Source organism: Prolinoborus fasciculus (assembly GCF_056724605.1).
The window spans coordinates 1-17,453 of record NZ_JBWZQN010000028.1 but is presented as its reverse complement, the minus strand read 5'-3'; the positions used below and the strand labels follow the sequence as shown (position 1 = coordinate 17,453).

Below are 17,453 nucleotides of genomic sequence, written 5' to 3'. Positions count from 1 at the left end.
GCAACCCTCAGGCTGCCTATATATAAAGTGAAAAGATCAATTAGTTAGGGCGACCCATAACACCGCGGATCGTATTTAATACATCGGCAGGAAGGACCACAGTCTTGGCATTTGGTGACTTGGCCATATCCTGCATGGCTTTAATATACTGTTCACCGAGTAAATAGGCGACCGGAATTTCATTATCACCAATGGCGGAAGTCACCATGTCAATTGCACGTTGTGAAGACTCAGCCAGTACCACTTGTGCTTCGGCATCACGGCGTGAGGCTTCCAGACGGCCATCCGCTTCTAGAATTGCGGCTTGTTTTTCACCGTCAGCTTTGGTGACGGTTGCACGACGCTGACGTTCAGCAGCAGCCTGTTCTTCCATCGCGGTTTGCATGGTAATAGAAGGTTTAATATCCTGAATTTCTACAGTTTTTAAGGTAATACCCCAGTCCGAGATATCATCGGAAATACTGGATTTCAAGCGTGCCTTAATATGATCACGTGAAGATAGTGCATCATCCAGATCCATTTCACCGACTATCGAACGCAGTGAAGTCTGTACCAGGTTCTGAATCGCCCAGGAATAGTTTTCAATCCCGTACACGGCTTTTTCTGGTGTGGTCAGGTTGATATAGGCCACTGCATTCATCAGCAGAACCGCGTTATCACGGGTAATCACTTCCTGTGAGGGAATATCCAGAACGATATCTTTGGTTGTGACTTTATAGGCGACTTCATCGACATAAGGAATGACAAAATTCAGGCCCGGATTTAGGGTGGTGTGGTATTTACCCAGACGCTGTACGATCCATTTGTAGCCTTGCGGCACAATCCGCACACCTTTAAAAATGGTAATCGCAACAAAGGCCAGAAACGCGATAACAATGATAGAACCACCAGACATAGCTTATTCACCTTATTGATTTTGATAATTCGTGCTGTGAGGTTGTACGACCAGGTCATTACCCAGAATATCCACGACGCGAACGCGGTCTCCGACCTGAACTGGGTCCAGAGTTCGGCATTCCCATTCATCCGAACCTAAAACTGGCATCGGAAAGCGCACCCGGATTTGCCCATGATCCAGATTAGTCTGAATCACCATGCCCACCTGACCAATGGTCGCTTCACGCGATAGACCGGCTTTGGTCTTATCAATGGAAAGTGGCTTGATAAACTTAAACCAGAGCAGCGTACACAGAACAGAAAGTACGATCCAGGTCAGGAGCTGGGTCGTCAGTCCCATCATCGGGAACATCCAGTACAGGACGCCAACCATGATGGCACCGATCCCGAACCACAGGGCAGCAAATGCGGGCAGCAGTAATTCCGACAGAATCAGAAGGATGCCTAATACAAACCAGTGCCAAGGTTCAAGAACTAATTCCATATCGTGACCTATATCGCTAAGTATTTAATTAATCATCATCTTTATATGATTGATCTTCAATGTAGCAGATGCGGCCGCAGATGAATATAAAAAATTCATGCATCAAAATTTTGCCGGACGTGGCGGTTTAAATGCCGCGGGAGACTGCTTGAAGTTGCTAATGGCTTTTTCAATAGTACGGATTTTCAGCTGAGCAGCCTTTTCACCTTCCAGAATGGTCGCATTACTGGCTTTCAGGTCTAAAGTACCAATATGGCCGACTTTGGGCTGGATCACCACATTGGCCTGACTCAGTTCCTCATGAATGCTTTGCTGTCCCATAATATTCAGGGTCTGATCTAGTACGCCCCACATATTTAGAGCCTTATTACCATCCGGACGGGCAGAAATATCCACGGCAATCACAATGTCTGCTCCCATATCTTTGGCGGTCTTGACCGGAATCGGACTGACCAGACCGCCATCGACATATTTGCTTCCACCAATCACTGCAGGCACAAACACATTCGGAATACTGCAGGACGCTCGGACCGCCTGTCCGGCATTGCCTTTAATAAAGTCAGCTTTACGGCCATTGTCCAGACGAGTGGCAACAGCAGCAAAGCGAATCGGGAATTGTTCAATTGGTTTGTTCGCCACATTCTTATTGACGAAATCCTGCAATTTTTGTCCGGCAATAATCCCTTGCCGGTTCAAGGTTAAATCGCGGATATCAGATTCTTTAAAATTCAGGGCAATCTGCTGTAACTGATAAGGCGATTTGCCACTGGCATACAGGCTACCGACAAAACTACCGGCACTGGTACCGGTGACGATTTTCGGTTTGATGCCGTGTGATTCGAGCACTTTAATGACGCCAATATGGGCAAAACCTTTGGCACCGCCGCCACCGAGGGCAATGGCGACGACAGGTTCACGGGCTTTTAATGGCGTGGCAGGCGTAGGTGTTTTAGTGGCTTTGTCACAGGCTGCAAGACTGAATCCAAGGCAGCCAATTAAGGCATAACGGGCTAATTTCATTATAAAAACTGGTGATTAAATCAACAAGATTCAGGCTATCACATCAAAAAAAGGCGTATTTGCCTAGTCTTTTTTCAAAGGCTTTTGTAACGGCTTGGCCACCCAGTCCGGATTTTTGGCCGAGAATTTACCTTGATAATGCTGATAAATCTGTTCCAGGTCGTATTCATAATCACCGGTCAGATGGTATACGCCCAGGATATGAATGGTCTTGATATCATAATCAAAGGAAAACATCACAATCGGCAAATGGGCTGCCTTGGCAATATGATAAAAACCGCTGCGAATTTTATCCGGTGCCTTACGTGAACCTTCCGGTGCCATACCGACCCAGATCTGCTGCGATTTTTCAATGATGTCTACAATCTGTCGGGTATGTCCTTGTGGACTATCACGTACCACCGGAACCACACCAATCCATTCCAGAACCGGCTTCAGCGGTGTACGAAACAGGCTGTCTTTACCAAAAATTTTAATCTGGATGCCGAGACCGAGCAGTGCATTAAAACCCAGCCATGCATCAATATTGGAGGTGTGCGGAGAAATAATTCCCACCGCTTTGGGCAAATCCGGAAATTCGCCTTCAAGACGCCAGCCTTGGGCCAGGAAAAGCCGCCTGAAGAAAGCCCTGCTCAGCTTGCTGCCACGGGCTGGCACATGTGGCGGGAGTTGGGGAAAACGTGTCTGAGTCATTGCTGCTGTCTCTTCCTGAAACTTATTTTTCTTTATTTTTGATCATATTAGACTGTTGTAAAATCCGGATCATTGGCAAAATGTATAGCATCTTGAATGCTGTTGAGCATTTTTACCTGAAGGACTTGGCTTGATTATGCGGAATACCTATATTTTACTGTTTTCGCTGTATTGGGCACAGGGGCTTCCGGTCGGGTTTATGACGCATGCCTTACCGGTGATTCTTCGGGCTGAAGGGGTATCACTGGCGCATATTGGTGGTTTTGGTCTGTTGATGCTGCCCTGGTCGATCAAAATATTTTGGGCACCTTGGGTTGATCGTTATGGATCGAGAGCAAAAGGTCATTACCGTAGCTGGATTATTCCCTTGCAATGGCTGTCGGTTGCCGTATTGATTGGACTTTCATTTCTACCGATTCAGGCCTTGAATCAGCCGCTGTATTTAGCGCTGTTTTTTATCACGCTTTTACTGATGAATGGCATTGGCGCGACGCAGGATATTGCCACCGATGCACTGGCAGTCAATATTCTGAAAAATGAACAGCAACACTGGGGCAATACCTTTCAGGTTATCGGTTCGCGTCTGGGATTCATTGTCGGAGGCGGGGCCATATTATGGTTGTTAGATCTGCTGCAATGGCAAGCCACCTTTCTATTATTGGCGGCTTTGGTCTTTCTTAATACTTTACCCATTTTACTTTTTAGAGAACCTCAGCATTCAATAATTATCACGCCATCTAATAAAGGACCTGTGCTCAGTAATATTAAAACCTATTTTCAATACTTCTGGTCAAATATAACCTTGGCGAGGTGGCTTCTGGTTTTACTGACCTTTAAAATCGCCGATGGTTTATCCGGGCCTTTATTAAAACCATTAATGGTAGATCTCGGACTGAGCTTTAGCCAGATTGGTCTTTATGTCACCATGCTGGGAGCGTTGGCTGCCTTGATTGGGGCCGGACTGGCGGGCTGGTGTCTGAAATACTGGTCGCGCAGCTCGAGTTTGATTGTTTTCTCAATTTTAAAAATATTAAGCTTAATGGCTTACGCCTGGCTGGCTGCCCACTATGAAGGGCAAAGTAAAGTACAAAACTGGATGATATATCTGGTCAATGCAGCTGAAGACATGATTTCTGCCATGCTCTTGGTGGTCATGTTGACCTTGGTCATGCAATATAGTCGCAAGCATCTGGCTGGGACAGATTTTACCTTTCAGGTGGCACTGATGGCTACGGTGAGTGGAGGACTTTATAGCCTGAGTGGCATTTTTGGAGATGCTTTAGGCTATCAAAATTATCTAAACCTGATCGTAATTGTGGCAATTATCTGTTTAATTCCAATTTTCCGATGGATGAAAATTGAAGAAAAAGTATAAAATTTCTAAATAATCAATTGTTTGGTTAAATATTAGCCTAAAGTACTAAATAGAATATATAAATATTAATTTAATAATTTTGTAATATAAGCGCCGTGTGTATTATTTGTTACAAAATAAATTAAGGATTTTTTTGATGAAAACTAAGTTAGCAACAGCAATTGCATTCAGCCTTTTGGCGGGGACAACTTTTGCAGCACCAACTTTCTATGGTGAGATTGATCTTTCTCTGGATCATGTACAAGCAGATAATAAAAATGGCGTAGAAGATCGTCATATTACTGACCTGAACTCTAATAACTCATTCTTGGGTTTAAAAGGGGATGAAAAATTAACAGACCGTTTAAGTGCGCTTTATCAAGCTGAATTTACCTTCTATGTAGACAATGGTGGAAGTACAGATACATTTGTACCGCGTAATCTTTTAATTGGCCTTAAAGATGAGAAGTTGGGTACGCTGAAAGCCGGTAAAATTGATACTCCAGTAAAACAACTATCATCTGTAGTAGATACATTTAATAACTATGTAGCTAATAATGCTGATGTCGCAGGTATCATGGCTGGTGAAAACCGTATCGATAATGTACTTGTTTATGAAACTCCTGCATTCAATGTGGGTGAAGGTAAGCTTGAAGCTAAATTACAGCTTGCTACAGGTGAAGGTAACGACACTATTAACTCGACGAAAGGTGGTTATACAGTTGCTGGCCGTGGTTTAGGTGATTCTTGGTCTTCTTCAGTTGTTTATAGCGACAAAACGTTCGTTGCTGGCTTAGGTTATGACAAAGCGATTCCATCACGCTTTTTAGGTCGTGGCTTCTTAAATGCAGACAATACAGCTCCACTTTTAGGTCAAGATGTTACAGCAAGTCGTAATGTTATAGCAGAAGCAAATACAATTCGTGCAATTGGACGTATCAATTTAGATAATGGTTTATCACTACGTGCGCTATATCAAAATTCTGATATTGAAAATGCCTCTGCTAGCCCGACAGCGAACCAAGCTGCAGCAGCAACTATTGATGATGCGCAAGCATGGTTGATTGGTGCGGAATATAACTTGCCAAATGCAAAAAACTGGACAGTAAAAGGTCAATATAGCTATAGCGATGTAACTTTCAATAATGCAAGTCCAGATTTTGAAGTAAACCAAATCCTTGCTGGTGTTGACTATGCATTCTCTAAACAGGTGAAAGTGTATGGTACAGCAGGTTATCTGACGGTTGAACAAGGCTCTGACGAAGACAAACAGATTCTTGTCGGCACAGGTTTCGAATACAAATTCTAATTTAGACTTTGTAAGCTAAGAAAAGGCGATGCTTTGGCATCGCTTTTTTTATGCTTAAAACAACAAAACTTAGCAATTTTATGTCTGATCTAACAAGTTTCGGGCTGTTAACATGATTGAAAGTTTCAGCATTTCGTTTTGAAAATTATGCCTATTCAAGCTGTTTTATTTGACCTCGACAATACCTTGACCCATCGTGATCTGACTGCACAGGCCTATAGCCGTTATCTGGCAGAATATTATGCGCCAGCATTGGCACAGGTCGAGCCTGACAAAATTATCGAGATTGTAAGGCGCATCGATAATGGTGGTTATCCTAAAAAAGAATTGCTGACCCATGGTGGTATCGGGGCTTCGGCTGCTTATGCATTATTGCAGGAACTACACTGGTTAAATCCTCCTAGCATAGAAGAACTAGCCCAGTTCTGGTTTAGCCAGTTTGGCCGTTTCGCCGTAGAAATGCCGGCAGCAGAGCAAGTATTAACGCAGCTGAAAGATGAGGGTTATCAGCTAGCCATTGTTTCCAATGGCGGACATGACACCCGTTTGAATACGATTCGGGGTTTGGGTATTGAACCTTATTTTGATGAGATCATCAGTTCGGGACTAGTGGGTTTTAACAAACCACAGCCGGAAATATTCCAGATCACAGCAGAGCGTCTAGGCGTGCAACCTACACAGTGCCTATATATTGGCGACCATCCAATTAATGATGTACAAGGAGCTACAGAGGCCGGAATGCATGCATTATGGATGCAAGGCTTTCATGCAGATGCTGAACATATCCAATATAAAATTCAGCAACTGCCGGAAATTTTTGCGCATTTGCAGTTACTGAATCAGGCTTAAGTTATTCTTAAACAGTCAATCGTTTCGGCCCATTGCGCAGAATCACAGCGCGGACATTGCTGATCGGCGTGCGTAAGGGTTTGCACCTGCCCACAGTAAATACAGGCATATAATTGCCCCGCCTTAACCTGTTGCACTATAGAACAGCTTTTAGGAAAAAGTGGCAGCCCAGGCCGAACCTCATCCGATTTGAAAAACAGGATACTGAACTTACCGTCAGTTTCCAGTAAACCGGTGCGTACCTGACCGAGATGTTCTACACCTTGCTGGCGCATTTCGGCAAAGAATTCATCATGTGACATTTTACCTTTTTTAATTTCTTCAACGACCAGCACGCCATCTTCTACGATATAAATCGGTTTACCTTCCAGTAGGTCTTCAAACCATTGATATTTCATCATGAGCCAGGTGGTCAGGCGGTACATGATAATAATCACCGACATCACCAGAACTGCCTGAATCAGGGGAATATCTTCGGTAAACATCGGGTCACCGGCAATCGAACCCAAGCTCAAAATGATAGCGACTTCGAAGATGGAAAGCTGACGTACCCCGCGTTTTCCGGTCAGACGCAGAAACAGGATAATCATCGTGTACATCAGGGCACAACGCAGCAAAATTTCTGCGGTAAACTCCCAAGTGGTGTCATTTATAAATATGGTCGCCCAGTCCATTTAAATTCTTTATCCTTACTTTGCTCTTTGGCTCGAGTCTAGCAATATCAGTATTTTATTTGCTGCTGTGTTTATGTAAGTTTATGAATAAAGATAGATTCTATTTAAAAAAGAAGCTTGAGCTTAAAAATACAGCTATTTAATTTATTCAAAATAAGATAGAGATTTCATGTAAATAACGCATAAAAAATCAGCAGATTAAATTTGAAGAAGATCACATTCTTTGCTGTCTATTTTTAAATCTATAAAATTATTATCCATTTGAAATCTATCAATATAAATTCTGAATAATGTGTTTTGAATACCTGGGAGTGTTTAGAAATTTGTAAGCAAATCACTTCATTTCTATAAACATCTGTAGTTTGTGGCCTGAAAAATAGAGTGATTACACCAGGTTAATAAACTGTTTTTAAATTAGAAATTGTGATTTTGACTTCCAATAAGGGATGTATTGTGAAAAAAATATTCACGCTTTTAACGGTTATGGGTTTAAGTACAGCGGTCTGGGCAGATACGGAGTGGGATTATACTCAGCCTGAGCAATGGTCGACTTTGAGCCAGAAATATTCGGCCTGTAACGGTCTGAACCAGTCGCCAATCAATATTGAGCGAACAGTGAAAGCAGAACTGGAACCGCTCAAGTTCAGCTATAACACCATGATTCATGCGATCGAAAATAAAGGTCATACTGTTCAGGTGGATTTTGCGCAAGGTGGTGAATTGCAACTGGATGGCGATACCTTTGTACTGAAGCAGTTTCATTTGCACAGCCCGAGTGAAAACCTGATCAAGGGTAAAAGCTATCCACTGGAAATCCATTTTGTCCATTCCAATGCCAAAGGTGAGCTGGCTGTGGTGGGGATGATGTTTGAACAGGGACAGGAAAGTCAGATGCTCAAACGCATGTGGAGTCGCCTACCAAAAAAACAGGGTGAAAAAGTGGTTTTGAAAACGTCACAAGCGGTGAATCAGATGTTGCCTAAGAATCTGGATTATTATCGCTTTAGCGGCTCGCTGACCACACCGCCTTGTTCTGAAGGCGTACGCTGGCTGATCCTGAAGGATATTCAGCAGGCTTCTGCCAAGCAGATTTCGGAATTTGCCAAACTGATGGGACACCCAAATAACCGTCCGGTGCAGTCCTTGAATGGCCGTGTAGTGCTGGAATAATCAATATGAGAGCGAAAAAGCAGACTTTGGTCTGCTTTTTTTAATTCTGATACAAATTTCGAAAGGGCCGGTTGAAAAGAACTATGTGGCGAAAGCTGAAAGAATTACTATAGATAGTATTTCCTATTGGTCTTTCCGCTGCCATGCTCTTTGACTTGAAAACCATGATTCAGCCATTTACAGCGCTTTCGCCACAGCAGAAGAAGCTGGATCATCTGATTGATAAAATCGAGCAACAGAAACAGGAATTACACCAATGGCAACAGGCTGAAGAAGAGCTGCAACAATATACCCATAAAACATTTATGCCGGTCTACCATGAATTGCATGGTGTACTGTTCAAGCAGCTGGAACAGCTCTGGAAGCACCTGCAGGAAACTACATTTTCCAAGGCAGAACTGGTGGTGCTGGATGAAAAGATTCAATACCTTGCAAATTATCTAAAAGACTCTCAGGCAATGTCGGTGCAACAAGCCCATAAAGTGAATGAAATTTTCACTTACTATCAGCAACGTGCCGAGCATGCCCAGTTCAGAAAAAGCCAAAAGAAAATAAATGAACTGGAAATATTCTTTAAGAATGAGAATCCCTCAGATCTTGCAGATGCAGAAGTATTTGAAGAATGGGAATCAGATCATTTTCAGCAGGCACGTGAGCAAGCCAGATTAAAACGCCAGCAGGAAAAACAGGAGCAGGCAGCAGCGATGGCAGAGCAGTCATTGAAAACCGTTTATTTAAAAATTGCTGCCATCATTCACCCTGACCGTGAAGTGAATGATGTCAAAAAAATCAAGAAAACTGAATTATTGCAACGTGCCAATGAGGCTTATGCAGAACAAGACCTGTTTACGTTACTGAAAATGCAACTGCAGATCGAGCAAGATCAGGATATTTCACAAAAAGGTTTAAGTGCGGAGCAACTAAGATTCTATCAATTGGCTTTGGATGCACAAAGCCGGAAATTACAAGAACAGATCGATACCTTGATCCATAGATTGGTCTGGTCATCGAAAACCAGAATTGCCGTGAAAAAGGCGAAAGGGAAAGTTCAAATTGCTGACCTGTATAAGCAGATTGATGAAGATACTTCAGCCATTAAACAGCAGATTAAAGTCGAAAAAGAACGCTTGATGTATATCAAAAAGGTGAGCGGCTTGGAGATGTTTTTAAGGCATGGGATTTAATGAAGTAAAAAGTTTTTTACTCTCTAAACCAACGGTCTTAGGTATTCGTTATGTTAAAATAATGAGTTGAATAGCATTTGTATTGAAACAAAGTAATGAGCATTTTAGATTTAAGCTTATATCAAGAAACTGGAAATTTATCCCCACAACAAAAGAAGTTTAATCGTCTGATTTTAAAAATTGAGAAACTTCAAGCATCTTTGTTAGAGTGGCAACAAGCACAACAAAAAGTACAGCAGGATGCAAGTGCAGAACTATTGCCATTATATAGCAAATGGCATCAAGTTTTATTTAGTCAATTAGAAGTACTTTGGCAATATAAACAATCGCATAAATTTGCTAAAACCCATTTACAGCGTTTAGATGAAAAAATTTCGATTTTAGCGAGTCTGCTCTTAGATAATCCTAATCTGTCTGAACAGCAACATGAATTGGCGATAGTCATTGCTAAATATTATAACCTTTTAGAAGAGAGCTCTAATTTTCAGACGGTTACATCGCAAGCAGAGAATTATTCTCATCCAGAGCATGATGCTGATGAAATGATGCAGAAACAAGTGATGAAGGGAATTCTTGCAGATCAATTAGGTGTGTCTGAAGACTGGATTGACTTTGATTTTGATCTCGAAAATCTTGAAGAATTTATGCAAAAAGTAAAAGCCAAATTTGATCGAGAAGAAGCCGATTTTATTCAAAATCAACTGAATGATCGTGAGCGTGAAGAATATCAAAAGTTTGCCGAAAAAGAGAAAAAGAAAATTTTAAAGAAGCAAATGCAACTTGAAGATGCAAAAAAAATGGCAGGGCAGTCATTAAAAAGTATCTATTTAAAAATTGCCTCAGTGATCCATCCTGACCGTGAGCGAGATGAGCAAAAACGCATTGAAAAAACTGAATTATTACAGCAAGCCAATACGGCGCTAGAGGAAAAAGATTTACTAGCTCTATTAAAGTTACGTGCTTATACAGAGCAAGGTGATCAAAAACAAGCAGTTAAAATCGCAAATGAACATTTAAAATCTTATAATCTATTGTTAGAAGAGCAAATTGAGCAATTGCAGTTTGAGGTAGATAATATTATTTACTCATTTGATTGGGAGAGTTCAGGTTTCTATAAACAGACCTTTAAACCTGTGGATTTGGCTAAAAAATACCAACGTGATTTGAACGAAATTCAAAAAAAAATATTACGAGATGAACAGTGTTTAAATGATTATAAGGATTTTGATTATTTTAAAATTTTACTTAAAAATAGGGCATTTAGCTGGTCATTTGACTCATTCTAAACTTAATTTTTTTAACCAAAGCATCATAAAGCTATGATGCTCTTTTAAAATAACAATGAAAATAGATCCTCAATTATTAGAATTCGCCAAATCCATGCGCCACACCGCCACCGATGCAGAACATCTGATATGGCAAATTCTACGTGCCAAGCGATTTATGAATCTTAAATTTCGCCGTCAGCATGTGATCAAACCTTATATTGTGGATTTTACTGCCATGAAATTGGTTTGGTGATTGAGTTTGAGAGTAAGTAAAATTGAGAAATCATAAAAAACTTGATTTTTAAATTTTGATTGCTATTATCAAATATAGGTGTCCACCTTACTTACACACGAGTAAAAAAAGACAAAAATCTATTTTTATATTGAATAGTCTATTCTTCTTAATGTTTTCTTTATTTTGTTTCACTATTAGATTCAAAAGTTTAAACGTGTGTCCAAATTTGATTCTAAGAAACAACTTTAAGGATAAACATGTCTACGATCAGCGCATTAGCTTTTGAAATACAGCAAACTACTAAATTTCATGATATTGAGATTAAACGTTCTTATATAAATGAAATAGTTGCAGCACTTTTTGGATTTAAAACTTTTAATAGTTTAAAACTAAGTTCTTACCCAATTTTTACAGATTCAATCGATGACCAGTTGGATGGAGAGTTATTTGAAAATCGCTGTGAGGAATTAAACGTCTCAATTGCGCTAGCACCTTTTTTTCAAAAGCATCTTTCAAATTATCATTTTTTATATTTAACAAATGAGGAAATGAGTCAGCTTGTTAGACATGCTTTGGATGATGATTCACTGCATGACAATGTTTTAGAACGGCTGAAAAAAACCTTTATAGAGTTCCCTCAGGTTTCTATTTATCCATATTTGATTGCACAATTTTATAGTGATTGTGAAAGTGATTTTGATGAGCAGAATAAAGATATGAATTATCTTTATCATAGATATTTGCAAGGTAAAGAAATTAGTCCAACTTGGAAAGCAGGCTTAGATAATTTTATTAAAGAAAAAGAACGTAATAATGAATATAAAGATAACTATATAAAGTATTTAAAAATTGCTGCTCATTTAGGAAGTTTTCCTGCTCAGCTAGAACTTTATCAATTTGGAGATAATGATCATTACGTTGATGACGACGATTTTGATGAAGATATGTATGACTATAGTCATTCAAATTATCCATCAGATATAGAATTGGAATTAGCAAAGCGTGGTAATGAAGAATGCCTAAGAGATATATTTGATCGAATCGTCTGTGATGGATTCGATGAAATCAAAAAATTAAAAGAGAATGATTTGATTGAAGCATGGAAATGGCAAAAATTTGCTCATTATTTTGGTCATGATTTAGCTCAAGGTAATTACAAGACAGAAGCAATATATGATCAGGGTAATATTTTTGCAGCCGAAAGTGGTCGTCATGATATACATTTGCCAAAATTAACATTAGAGCAAGAAAATATAGTCGATCGAGAAGTAAATAAATTAATTCATTTTTATGAAAATTTAAATGAATTCACTTTTACTCGTTATTTAGATGATTCTTCTTATATCAATTGGGAGGATGAGGATTTTGATTGGGAAGAAGAGTAAATAAAAATCCCCTCATTTGAGGGGATTTTTTGAATCAAATTACAGCATTAAAGCGCTGCAATCTGCTCCATATTCGCTTTAATCTTCGCTAACTGATCAGCAAACTCAGCAAGTTTCACTTTCTCGCCTTCAACTACAGCCGCAGGTGCTTTTGCCACAAAACCTTCATTCGAAAGTTTAGTCGCAATTTGGTCATGCTGTTTTTGAACCTTGTCCAAGTCTTTTTGCAGACGACCCAATTCCGCTTTAGGATCAATTAAGCCCTTCATTGGAACGAATACAGACACGTGACCCACAACAGATGAAGAAGACAATGGTGGTTGTTCAGCATCAGCCAAGAAGGTAATGCTTTCAACTTTTGCCAATGCTTTGAACAACGGTTCAATACGTGCAATCTGCGCTTTTTCAGCATCCGTTGTGTTTTGAAGTAGAACAGGCAACAAGCGTGCATTACCTAAGCCCATCTCACCACGGATGTTACGTACCGCACCAATCAAACCTTGCAGCCATTGCATATCTGCTTCAGCCTGGTCATTAATCAATGCTTCGTCAGCAGTTGGGTACTGCGCAAGCATGATGGTTTCGCCAGCGATACCAAGTTTAGGCGCAAGCGTTTGCCAGATTTCTTCAGTCAGATAAGGCATCAACGGATGAGCCAAACGTAAAGACGCTTCCATCACCGCAAGCAATACACGACGTACTTCAGCTTTACGCTCTTCAGATACGTTTTCATCATTCAGAACAGGCTTAGTCAGTTCGACATACCAGTCACAGTATTCATTCCAGATGAATTCGTAAATCGCTTGCGCAGCCAGGTCTAAACGATAGGTTGCAAATGCAGTTTGTACCGCAGCAGTCGCTTTTTGTAGACGGCTGACGATCCACTGTTCAGGCAATTCCCAAAGATCAGGACGAGCCGTTTGACCAACCGTTTGACCTTCGACATTCATCATCACGAAACGCGTTGCGTTCCAGATTTTGTTGGCAAAGTTACGGTAACCTTCAACACGTTTCATATCGAACTTAATGTCACGACCGGTGTTTGCAAGCGCGCAGAATGTGAAACGAACTGCATCCGTACCGTAAGATTGAATACCTTCAGGGAATTCTTTACGCGTTGATTTTTCAATCTTCGCTGCCTGTTTCGGGTTCATCAAACCCGTGGTACGTTTTTGTACCAGTGTTTCAAGATCCACACCGTCAATCAAGTCTAATGGGTCAAGCACGTTACCTTTAGATTTAGACATCTTCTGACCTTCGCCATCACGTACCAAACCGTGAACGTACACAGTTTTAAATGGCACTTGTGGCGTACCATCTTCATTCTTCATGAAGTGCATGGTCAGCATGATCATGCGGGCAACCCAGAAGAAGATGATGTCAAAACCTGTCACCAGTACATCTGTTGGGTGGAATGTATTCAAGAAGTAGTTGGCTTTGTCTTTTGCTTCGTCGCCAGTCCAACCTAAGGTTGAGAATGTCCAGAGACCTGAAGAGAACCATGTATCCAGTACGTCTTCATCTTGGTTCAATTGAACATCGGCAGGGATGTTGTTTTTCGCGCGAACTTCCGCTTCATCACGACCTACATAAACATTACCTTCCGCATCGTACCAAGCAGGGATACGGTGACCCCACCACAATTGACGCGAGATACACCAGTCTTGGATGTTGTTCATCCAAGCCATATACATGTTGCTGTACTGCTCAGGAACGAACTTGATACGACCGTCTTTAACCGCTTCAATGGCAGGTTTCGCTAGCGGCGCAATCTTCACATACCATTGGTCTGTGAGTAGAGGTTCAACAATCACGCCTGAACGGTCACCGCGAGGTGGTTTCAGCGTATATGGTTGGATCTGGTCTAACCAGCCTTCAGCTTCCGCTTGTTCAACAATCTTCTTACGTGCTTCAAAACGCTCTAAACCAACATATTCACTAGGCGCAGGAATGGTTTTAGAAATTTGCTCGCCGGCTTTCGCGATGTATTCAAACTCAGCCAACACTTCAGCATTTTTGTTGAAGATATTGATGATTGGCAATTCGCAACGTTTACCCACTTCATAGTCATTGAAGTCGTGTGCAGGGGTGATTTTTACACAGCCTGTACCGAATTCTTTATCGACATATTCGTCTTTAACGATAGGAACCGCACGACCGGTAATTGGCAGGATAATATTTTTACCCACCAAATCTGCATAGCGTTCATCATCAAGCGCAACGGCAACAGCTGTATCACCAAGTAGTGTTTCAGGACGAGTGGTTGCCACAACGATGTGATCTTTACCATCGTGCGTGCGTAGTGATTTATCTTCAAAGAAGTATTTAAAGTGCCACAATGAACCTGCTTCTTCTTTATCAGACTCAACTTCTAAGTCAGACAGCGCAGTTTGTAATTTTGGATCCCAGTTCACCAAACGTTTGCCGCGGTAGATCAGACCTTCTTCGTGCAGTTTTACAAACACTTCTTTTACCGCGTTTGATAAACCATCATCCATGGTGAAGCGTTCACGTGACCAGTCAACCGAAGAACCTAGGCGACGAATTTGACGGGTAATGTTACCGCCAGACTGTTCTTTCCATTCCCAGACTTTTTCGATGAACTTTTCACGACCCAGGTCATGACGGCTAACCCCTTGCGCACCCAACTGACGCTCTACCACCATTTGCGTTGCAATACCTGCGTGGTCAGTACCCGGTTGCCATAAAGTATTTTTACCTGACATACGGTTAAAACGGGTTAAGGCATCCATGATGGCATTGTTAAAACCATGACCCATATGCAGGCTACCCGTGACGTTTGGTGGCGGAATCATGATACAGAAAGATTCGCCTTTTTCAGACGGCTTAAAGTAACCACGCTCTTCCCAAGTTTGGTACCATTTTTTCTCGATCTCGGTCGGATCGTAGGTTGTCGCGATATTTTGCGCTGAGTCAGTCATAGTCTAAACAGATCAAAAGTGAATGAAAAATTGCATCTATTGTAGCAAAAAAAATAGTGCGTGCGGCAGCTTAACCAAATGCAAACTTTAGCCAATTGGCATGTATAGCAACTCATCGTATGATAGAACGATAAAAAAACGCGACTCATCGCAGCATATCAAAAAGGATAATAAGATGAGCTATAGCATTTCCCTGAAGCTTCAACCCGAAACCCATCAGCGCTTTAAAGACCTTCATTCCAGATTAAATGCCGGCGAGCGAGACAGTCTTGCCAGACCCTTAGGTGAAAATCTGGCCGATATGGCCTGTGAAATTATTGACCAGATTTTTGGTCAGGTGGTGCAGCTGGCCAATTCACCGGACAGTGATTCCGAAAAAGTGATTCAGCAGATTATGCATAACACCCGTAAATATATGCCGTGGTCGGTTTCGTTGTTTGGCAATGAGCGGCTGATGCCTATGGTGAACTATTTGCATCGCATGACCTATGAGTATCAAGGTGATGCTTTTGTCCGTTATCCGGTAGAAAAATTGCTGGTGATGGAACTGCTCGGCTGTATTGACCAGATGAAAAATGGTAATCACCAATATGTATCACCCGCTTTAAAAGCCTTTACTCAGGTGGTCGATCAAGGGGTGACGCATTTAATCCGTGAACCGAAAAAAATGTTGAAATTTAATGTCGTGGTCGATAAAACCTTGAATGGGGTGATTCATTTAACCACCCAGTTAGGCTATAAACGTTTTGACAAGCTCGGTAGCATCTATGATGCCGATACGATGAGTTATTATTTTGAGCATTTGCTGGCATTTCTGGAAGATGAAATGCCGTACCATATTCATTAAAACAAGGGAAAGAGGATTTCATGGCGAAAGTTGAAGACTTAAATGGAAAAGTGGTCTGGATTACCGGCGCATCTTCAGGGATTGGCAAGGCGATTGCCCAGCAATGTGCTGCACTTGGGGCACAGGTGGTACTGACTGCACGTCGGCATGAAGAACTGGAAAATGTTCGCCAAAGTCTCACTAATCCAGATCAGCATATTTCAGTCATTGCCGATATCACGGATGAAAGCCAGGTTCGTCATGCCTATGAACAGGTTTTGCAACAAAAAGGCCGGATTGACTGGCTGATTAATAATGCAGGACTCAGTCAACGTGCCCTGATTCAGGACACCACCATGCAGACTGAACGCGCCATTATGGAAGTCGATTATTTCTCGCAGGTATTTTTGACCAAAACCGTACTGCCAACTTTTCTGGCACAAAAATCCGGCCGTATTGTGTTTATTTCCAGTGTTGCAGGTTTGCTCGGTACACAATATCGCGCGTCTTATTCCGCAGCCAAAGCAGCAATTCATATGTGGGCCAACAGCCTGCGTGCTGAAGTGGCAGATCAGGGGATTGGCGTATCGGTGATTTTCCCCGGTTTTGTTCAAACCAATGTGTCCCTGAACGCCTTAAACGGTGAAGGAAAACCGCAAGGACATCCGGATGAAGCGATTGAAAATGGGCTGTCCGCAGAAGATTTTGCGGTTCAGACTGTACAGGCTTTGCAGAACGGCGAAGAATATATTGTGATTGGTGGCAAGAAAGAAAAACTTGGTGTGCTGGTTTCGCGTATTTCACCAAAAGTTCTGTACAAGATGATCCGTAAAACCAAAGTAAAATAAATCATCCAGAGTAAAAAGGGCAGTAGCGCCATTGCTGTCCCACAATTTTTCACAAGAGGAAGCTCATTTGAGCTTCCTCTTGTTTTATGGGTATTTTATCGGGTGAAAATAAAGCTTTTAAAGTTCTTCTTTCAAACAAATTCACTTGAATTATTCTGAGTAAACGTTGAACTGTCCAACCTGTTTTCCCTAAATGTTGAGCGAAACTCACCAATAAATAGGCGATCATCGCAATCCAGATTTGTGTCTGAATTGCGTTCCTGCTGCGGCCTAGAAACGCTTTTAATTTGAGATTCTGCTTAATCGCCTTAAAGA

16 protein-coding genes and 1 pseudogene are annotated in these 17,453 nt (G+C 41.5%); 10 read left to right on the top strand and 7 right to left on the bottom strand.

Annotation, left to right across the window (positions count from 1 at the left end; translation table 11 throughout):
• Positions 1-40: 40 nt before the first annotated feature.
• The 4 genes from AC1P5O_RS08370 to AC1P5O_RS08355 form a co-directional block, all read right to left on the bottom strand.
• A complete protein-coding gene (locus AC1P5O_RS08370; RefSeq protein ID WP_004279377.1) occupies positions 41-895 on the bottom strand; it encodes an SPFH domain-containing protein in 855 nt (284 codons plus the stop codon).
• 12 nt (positions 896-907) lie between these two features.
• Entirely contained in the window at positions 908-1,381 is a 474-nt protein-coding gene (locus AC1P5O_RS08365; RefSeq protein ID WP_005104688.1) for an NfeD family protein, read from the bottom strand.
• Positions 1,382-1,483: 102 nt separating this feature from the next.
• Positions 1,484-2,401, bottom strand: a complete 918-nt coding sequence (locus AC1P5O_RS08360) for a patatin-like phospholipase family protein (protein WP_005104687.1) — start codon at positions 2,399-2,401, stop codon at positions 1,484-1,486.
• Between the two features lie 63 nt (positions 2,402-2,464).
• Entirely contained in the window at positions 2,465-3,094 is a 630-nt protein-coding gene (locus AC1P5O_RS08355; RefSeq protein WP_005104685.1) for a 1-acyl-sn-glycerol-3-phosphate acyltransferase, read from the bottom strand.
• Between the two features lie 136 nt (positions 3,095-3,230).
• Between AC1P5O_RS08355 and AC1P5O_RS08350 the strand changes: the two genes are divergently transcribed.
• From AC1P5O_RS08350 to AC1P5O_RS08340, 3 genes are all read left to right on the top strand, one after another.
• The gene (locus tag AC1P5O_RS08350; RefSeq protein WP_005104684.1) at positions 3,231-4,469 is read left to right on the top strand and encodes an MFS transporter; all 1,239 of its coding nucleotides are present in this window, start codon (positions 3,231-3,233) and stop codon (positions 4,467-4,469) included.
• A gap of 136 nt (positions 4,470-4,605) precedes the next feature.
• Complete coding sequence (locus tag AC1P5O_RS08345) at positions 4,606-5,757, top strand: porin (protein WP_121980326.1); 1,152 nt, start codon at positions 4,606-4,608, stop codon at positions 5,755-5,757.
• 147 nt (positions 5,758-5,904) lie between these two features.
• Positions 5,905-6,606: an HAD family hydrolase gene (locus AC1P5O_RS08340; RefSeq protein ID WP_005104682.1), complete on the top strand. Its 702-nt coding sequence runs from the start codon at positions 5,905-5,907 to the stop codon at positions 6,604-6,606.
• Here the strand turns inward: AC1P5O_RS08340 and AC1P5O_RS08335 are convergent.
• Entirely contained in the window at positions 6,603-7,280 is a 678-nt protein-coding gene (locus tag AC1P5O_RS08335; RefSeq protein ID WP_005104681.1) for a DUF421 domain-containing protein, read from the bottom strand. The two genes, AC1P5O_RS08340 and AC1P5O_RS08335, sit on opposite strands and share 4 nt — an antisense overlap.
• 453 nt (positions 7,281-7,733) lie before the next feature.
• Here AC1P5O_RS08335 and AC1P5O_RS08330 point away from each other — a divergent pair, with 453 nt between their 5' ends.
• The 5 genes from AC1P5O_RS08330 to AC1P5O_RS08310 all read left to right on the top strand — a co-directional run bounded on the left by AC1P5O_RS08330 (position 7,734) and on the right by AC1P5O_RS08310 (position 12,522).
• Positions 7,734-8,450, top strand: a complete 717-nt coding sequence (locus AC1P5O_RS08330; protein WP_499005965.1) for a carbonic anhydrase — start codon at positions 7,734-7,736, stop codon at positions 8,448-8,450.
• Positions 8,451-8,614: 164 nt separating this feature from the next.
• Positions 8,615-9,634, top strand: a complete 1,020-nt coding sequence (locus AC1P5O_RS08325; protein WP_318270630.1) for a molecular chaperone DnaJ — start codon at positions 8,615-8,617, stop codon at positions 9,632-9,634.
• 95 nt (positions 9,635-9,729) lie between these two features.
• Positions 9,730-10,920: a hypothetical protein gene (locus AC1P5O_RS08320; RefSeq protein ID WP_004279387.1), complete on the top strand. Its 1,191-nt coding sequence runs from the start codon at positions 9,730-9,732 to the stop codon at positions 10,918-10,920.
• A 55-nt stretch (positions 10,921-10,975) separates the two neighbouring features.
• The gene (locus tag AC1P5O_RS08315) at positions 10,976-11,155 is read left to right on the top strand and encodes an endonuclease domain-containing protein (protein WP_004279388.1); all 180 of its coding nucleotides are present in this window, start codon (positions 10,976-10,978) and stop codon (positions 11,153-11,155) included.
• A 239-nt stretch (positions 11,156-11,394) separates the two neighbouring features.
• Positions 11,395-12,522: a hypothetical protein gene (locus tag AC1P5O_RS08310; protein WP_228747320.1), complete on the top strand. Its 1,128-nt coding sequence runs from the start codon at positions 11,395-11,397 to the stop codon at positions 12,520-12,522.
• Positions 12,523-12,569: 47 nt separating this feature from the next.
• Here the strand turns inward: AC1P5O_RS08310 and AC1P5O_RS08305 are convergent, their stop codons facing one another.
• Positions 12,570-15,443: a valine--tRNA ligase gene (locus tag AC1P5O_RS08305; protein WP_318270651.1), complete on the bottom strand. Its 2,874-nt coding sequence runs from the start codon at positions 15,441-15,443 to the stop codon at positions 12,570-12,572.
• A gap of 196 nt (positions 15,444-15,639) precedes the next feature.
• Between AC1P5O_RS08305 and AC1P5O_RS08300 the strand changes: the two genes are divergently transcribed.
• Entirely contained in the window at positions 15,640-16,311 is a 672-nt protein-coding gene (locus AC1P5O_RS08300) for a hypothetical protein (protein ID WP_005104677.1), read from the top strand.
• Between the two features lie 20 nt (positions 16,312-16,331).
• Positions 16,332-17,138, top strand: coding sequence for an SDR family oxidoreductase (locus AC1P5O_RS08295; protein WP_005104675.1), 807 nt, complete (start codon positions 16,332-16,334; stop codon positions 17,136-17,138).
• A gap of 49 nt (positions 17,139-17,187) precedes the next feature.
• Here AC1P5O_RS08295 and AC1P5O_RS08290 read toward each other — a convergent pair.
• Positions 17,188-17,453 (bottom strand): annotated as a pseudogene (locus AC1P5O_RS08290) (IS4 family transposase); the annotation flags it as partial.

Excerpts from the sequence above, each read along its gene's own strand:
- AC1P5O_RS08370 (WP_004279377.1), bottom strand. The coding sequence starts at position 895 with ATGTCTGGTGGTTCTATCATTGTTATCGCGTTTCTGGCCTTTGTTGCG.
- AC1P5O_RS08365 (WP_005104688.1), bottom strand. The coding sequence starts at position 1,381 with ATGGAATTAGTTCTTGAACCTTGGCACTGGTTTGTATTAGGCATCCTT.
- AC1P5O_RS08360 (WP_005104687.1), bottom strand. The coding sequence starts at position 2,401 with ATGAAATTAGCCCGTTATGCCTTAATTGGCTGCCTTGGATTCAGTCTT.
- AC1P5O_RS08355 (WP_005104685.1), bottom strand. The coding sequence starts at position 3,094 with ATGACTCAGACACGTTTTCCCCAACTCCCGCCACATGTGCCAGCCCGT.
- AC1P5O_RS08350 (WP_005104684.1), top strand. The coding sequence starts at position 3,231 with ATGCGGAATACCTATATTTTACTGTTTTCGCTGTATTGGGCACAGGGG.
- AC1P5O_RS08345 (WP_121980326.1), top strand. The coding sequence starts at position 4,606 with ATGAAAACTAAGTTAGCAACAGCAATTGCATTCAGCCTTTTGGCGGGG.
- AC1P5O_RS08340 (WP_005104682.1), top strand. The coding sequence starts at position 5,905 with ATGCCTATTCAAGCTGTTTTATTTGACCTCGACAATACCTTGACCCAT.
- AC1P5O_RS08335 (WP_005104681.1), bottom strand. The coding sequence starts at position 7,280 with ATGGACTGGGCGACCATATTTATAAATGACACCACTTGGGAGTTTACC.
- AC1P5O_RS08325 (WP_318270630.1), top strand. The coding sequence starts at position 8,615 with ATGATTCAGCCATTTACAGCGCTTTCGCCACAGCAGAAGAAGCTGGAT.
- AC1P5O_RS08320 (WP_004279387.1), top strand. The coding sequence starts at position 9,730 with ATGAGCATTTTAGATTTAAGCTTATATCAAGAAACTGGAAATTTATCC.
- AC1P5O_RS08315 (WP_004279388.1), top strand. The coding sequence starts at position 10,976 with ATGAAAATAGATCCTCAATTATTAGAATTCGCCAAATCCATGCGCCAC.
- AC1P5O_RS08310 (WP_228747320.1), top strand. The coding sequence starts at position 11,395 with ATGTCTACGATCAGCGCATTAGCTTTTGAAATACAGCAAACTACTAAA.
- AC1P5O_RS08300 (WP_005104677.1), top strand. The coding sequence starts at position 15,640 with ATGAGCTATAGCATTTCCCTGAAGCTTCAACCCGAAACCCATCAGCGC.
- AC1P5O_RS08295 (WP_005104675.1), top strand. The coding sequence starts at position 16,332 with ATGGCGAAAGTTGAAGACTTAAATGGAAAAGTGGTCTGGATTACCGGC.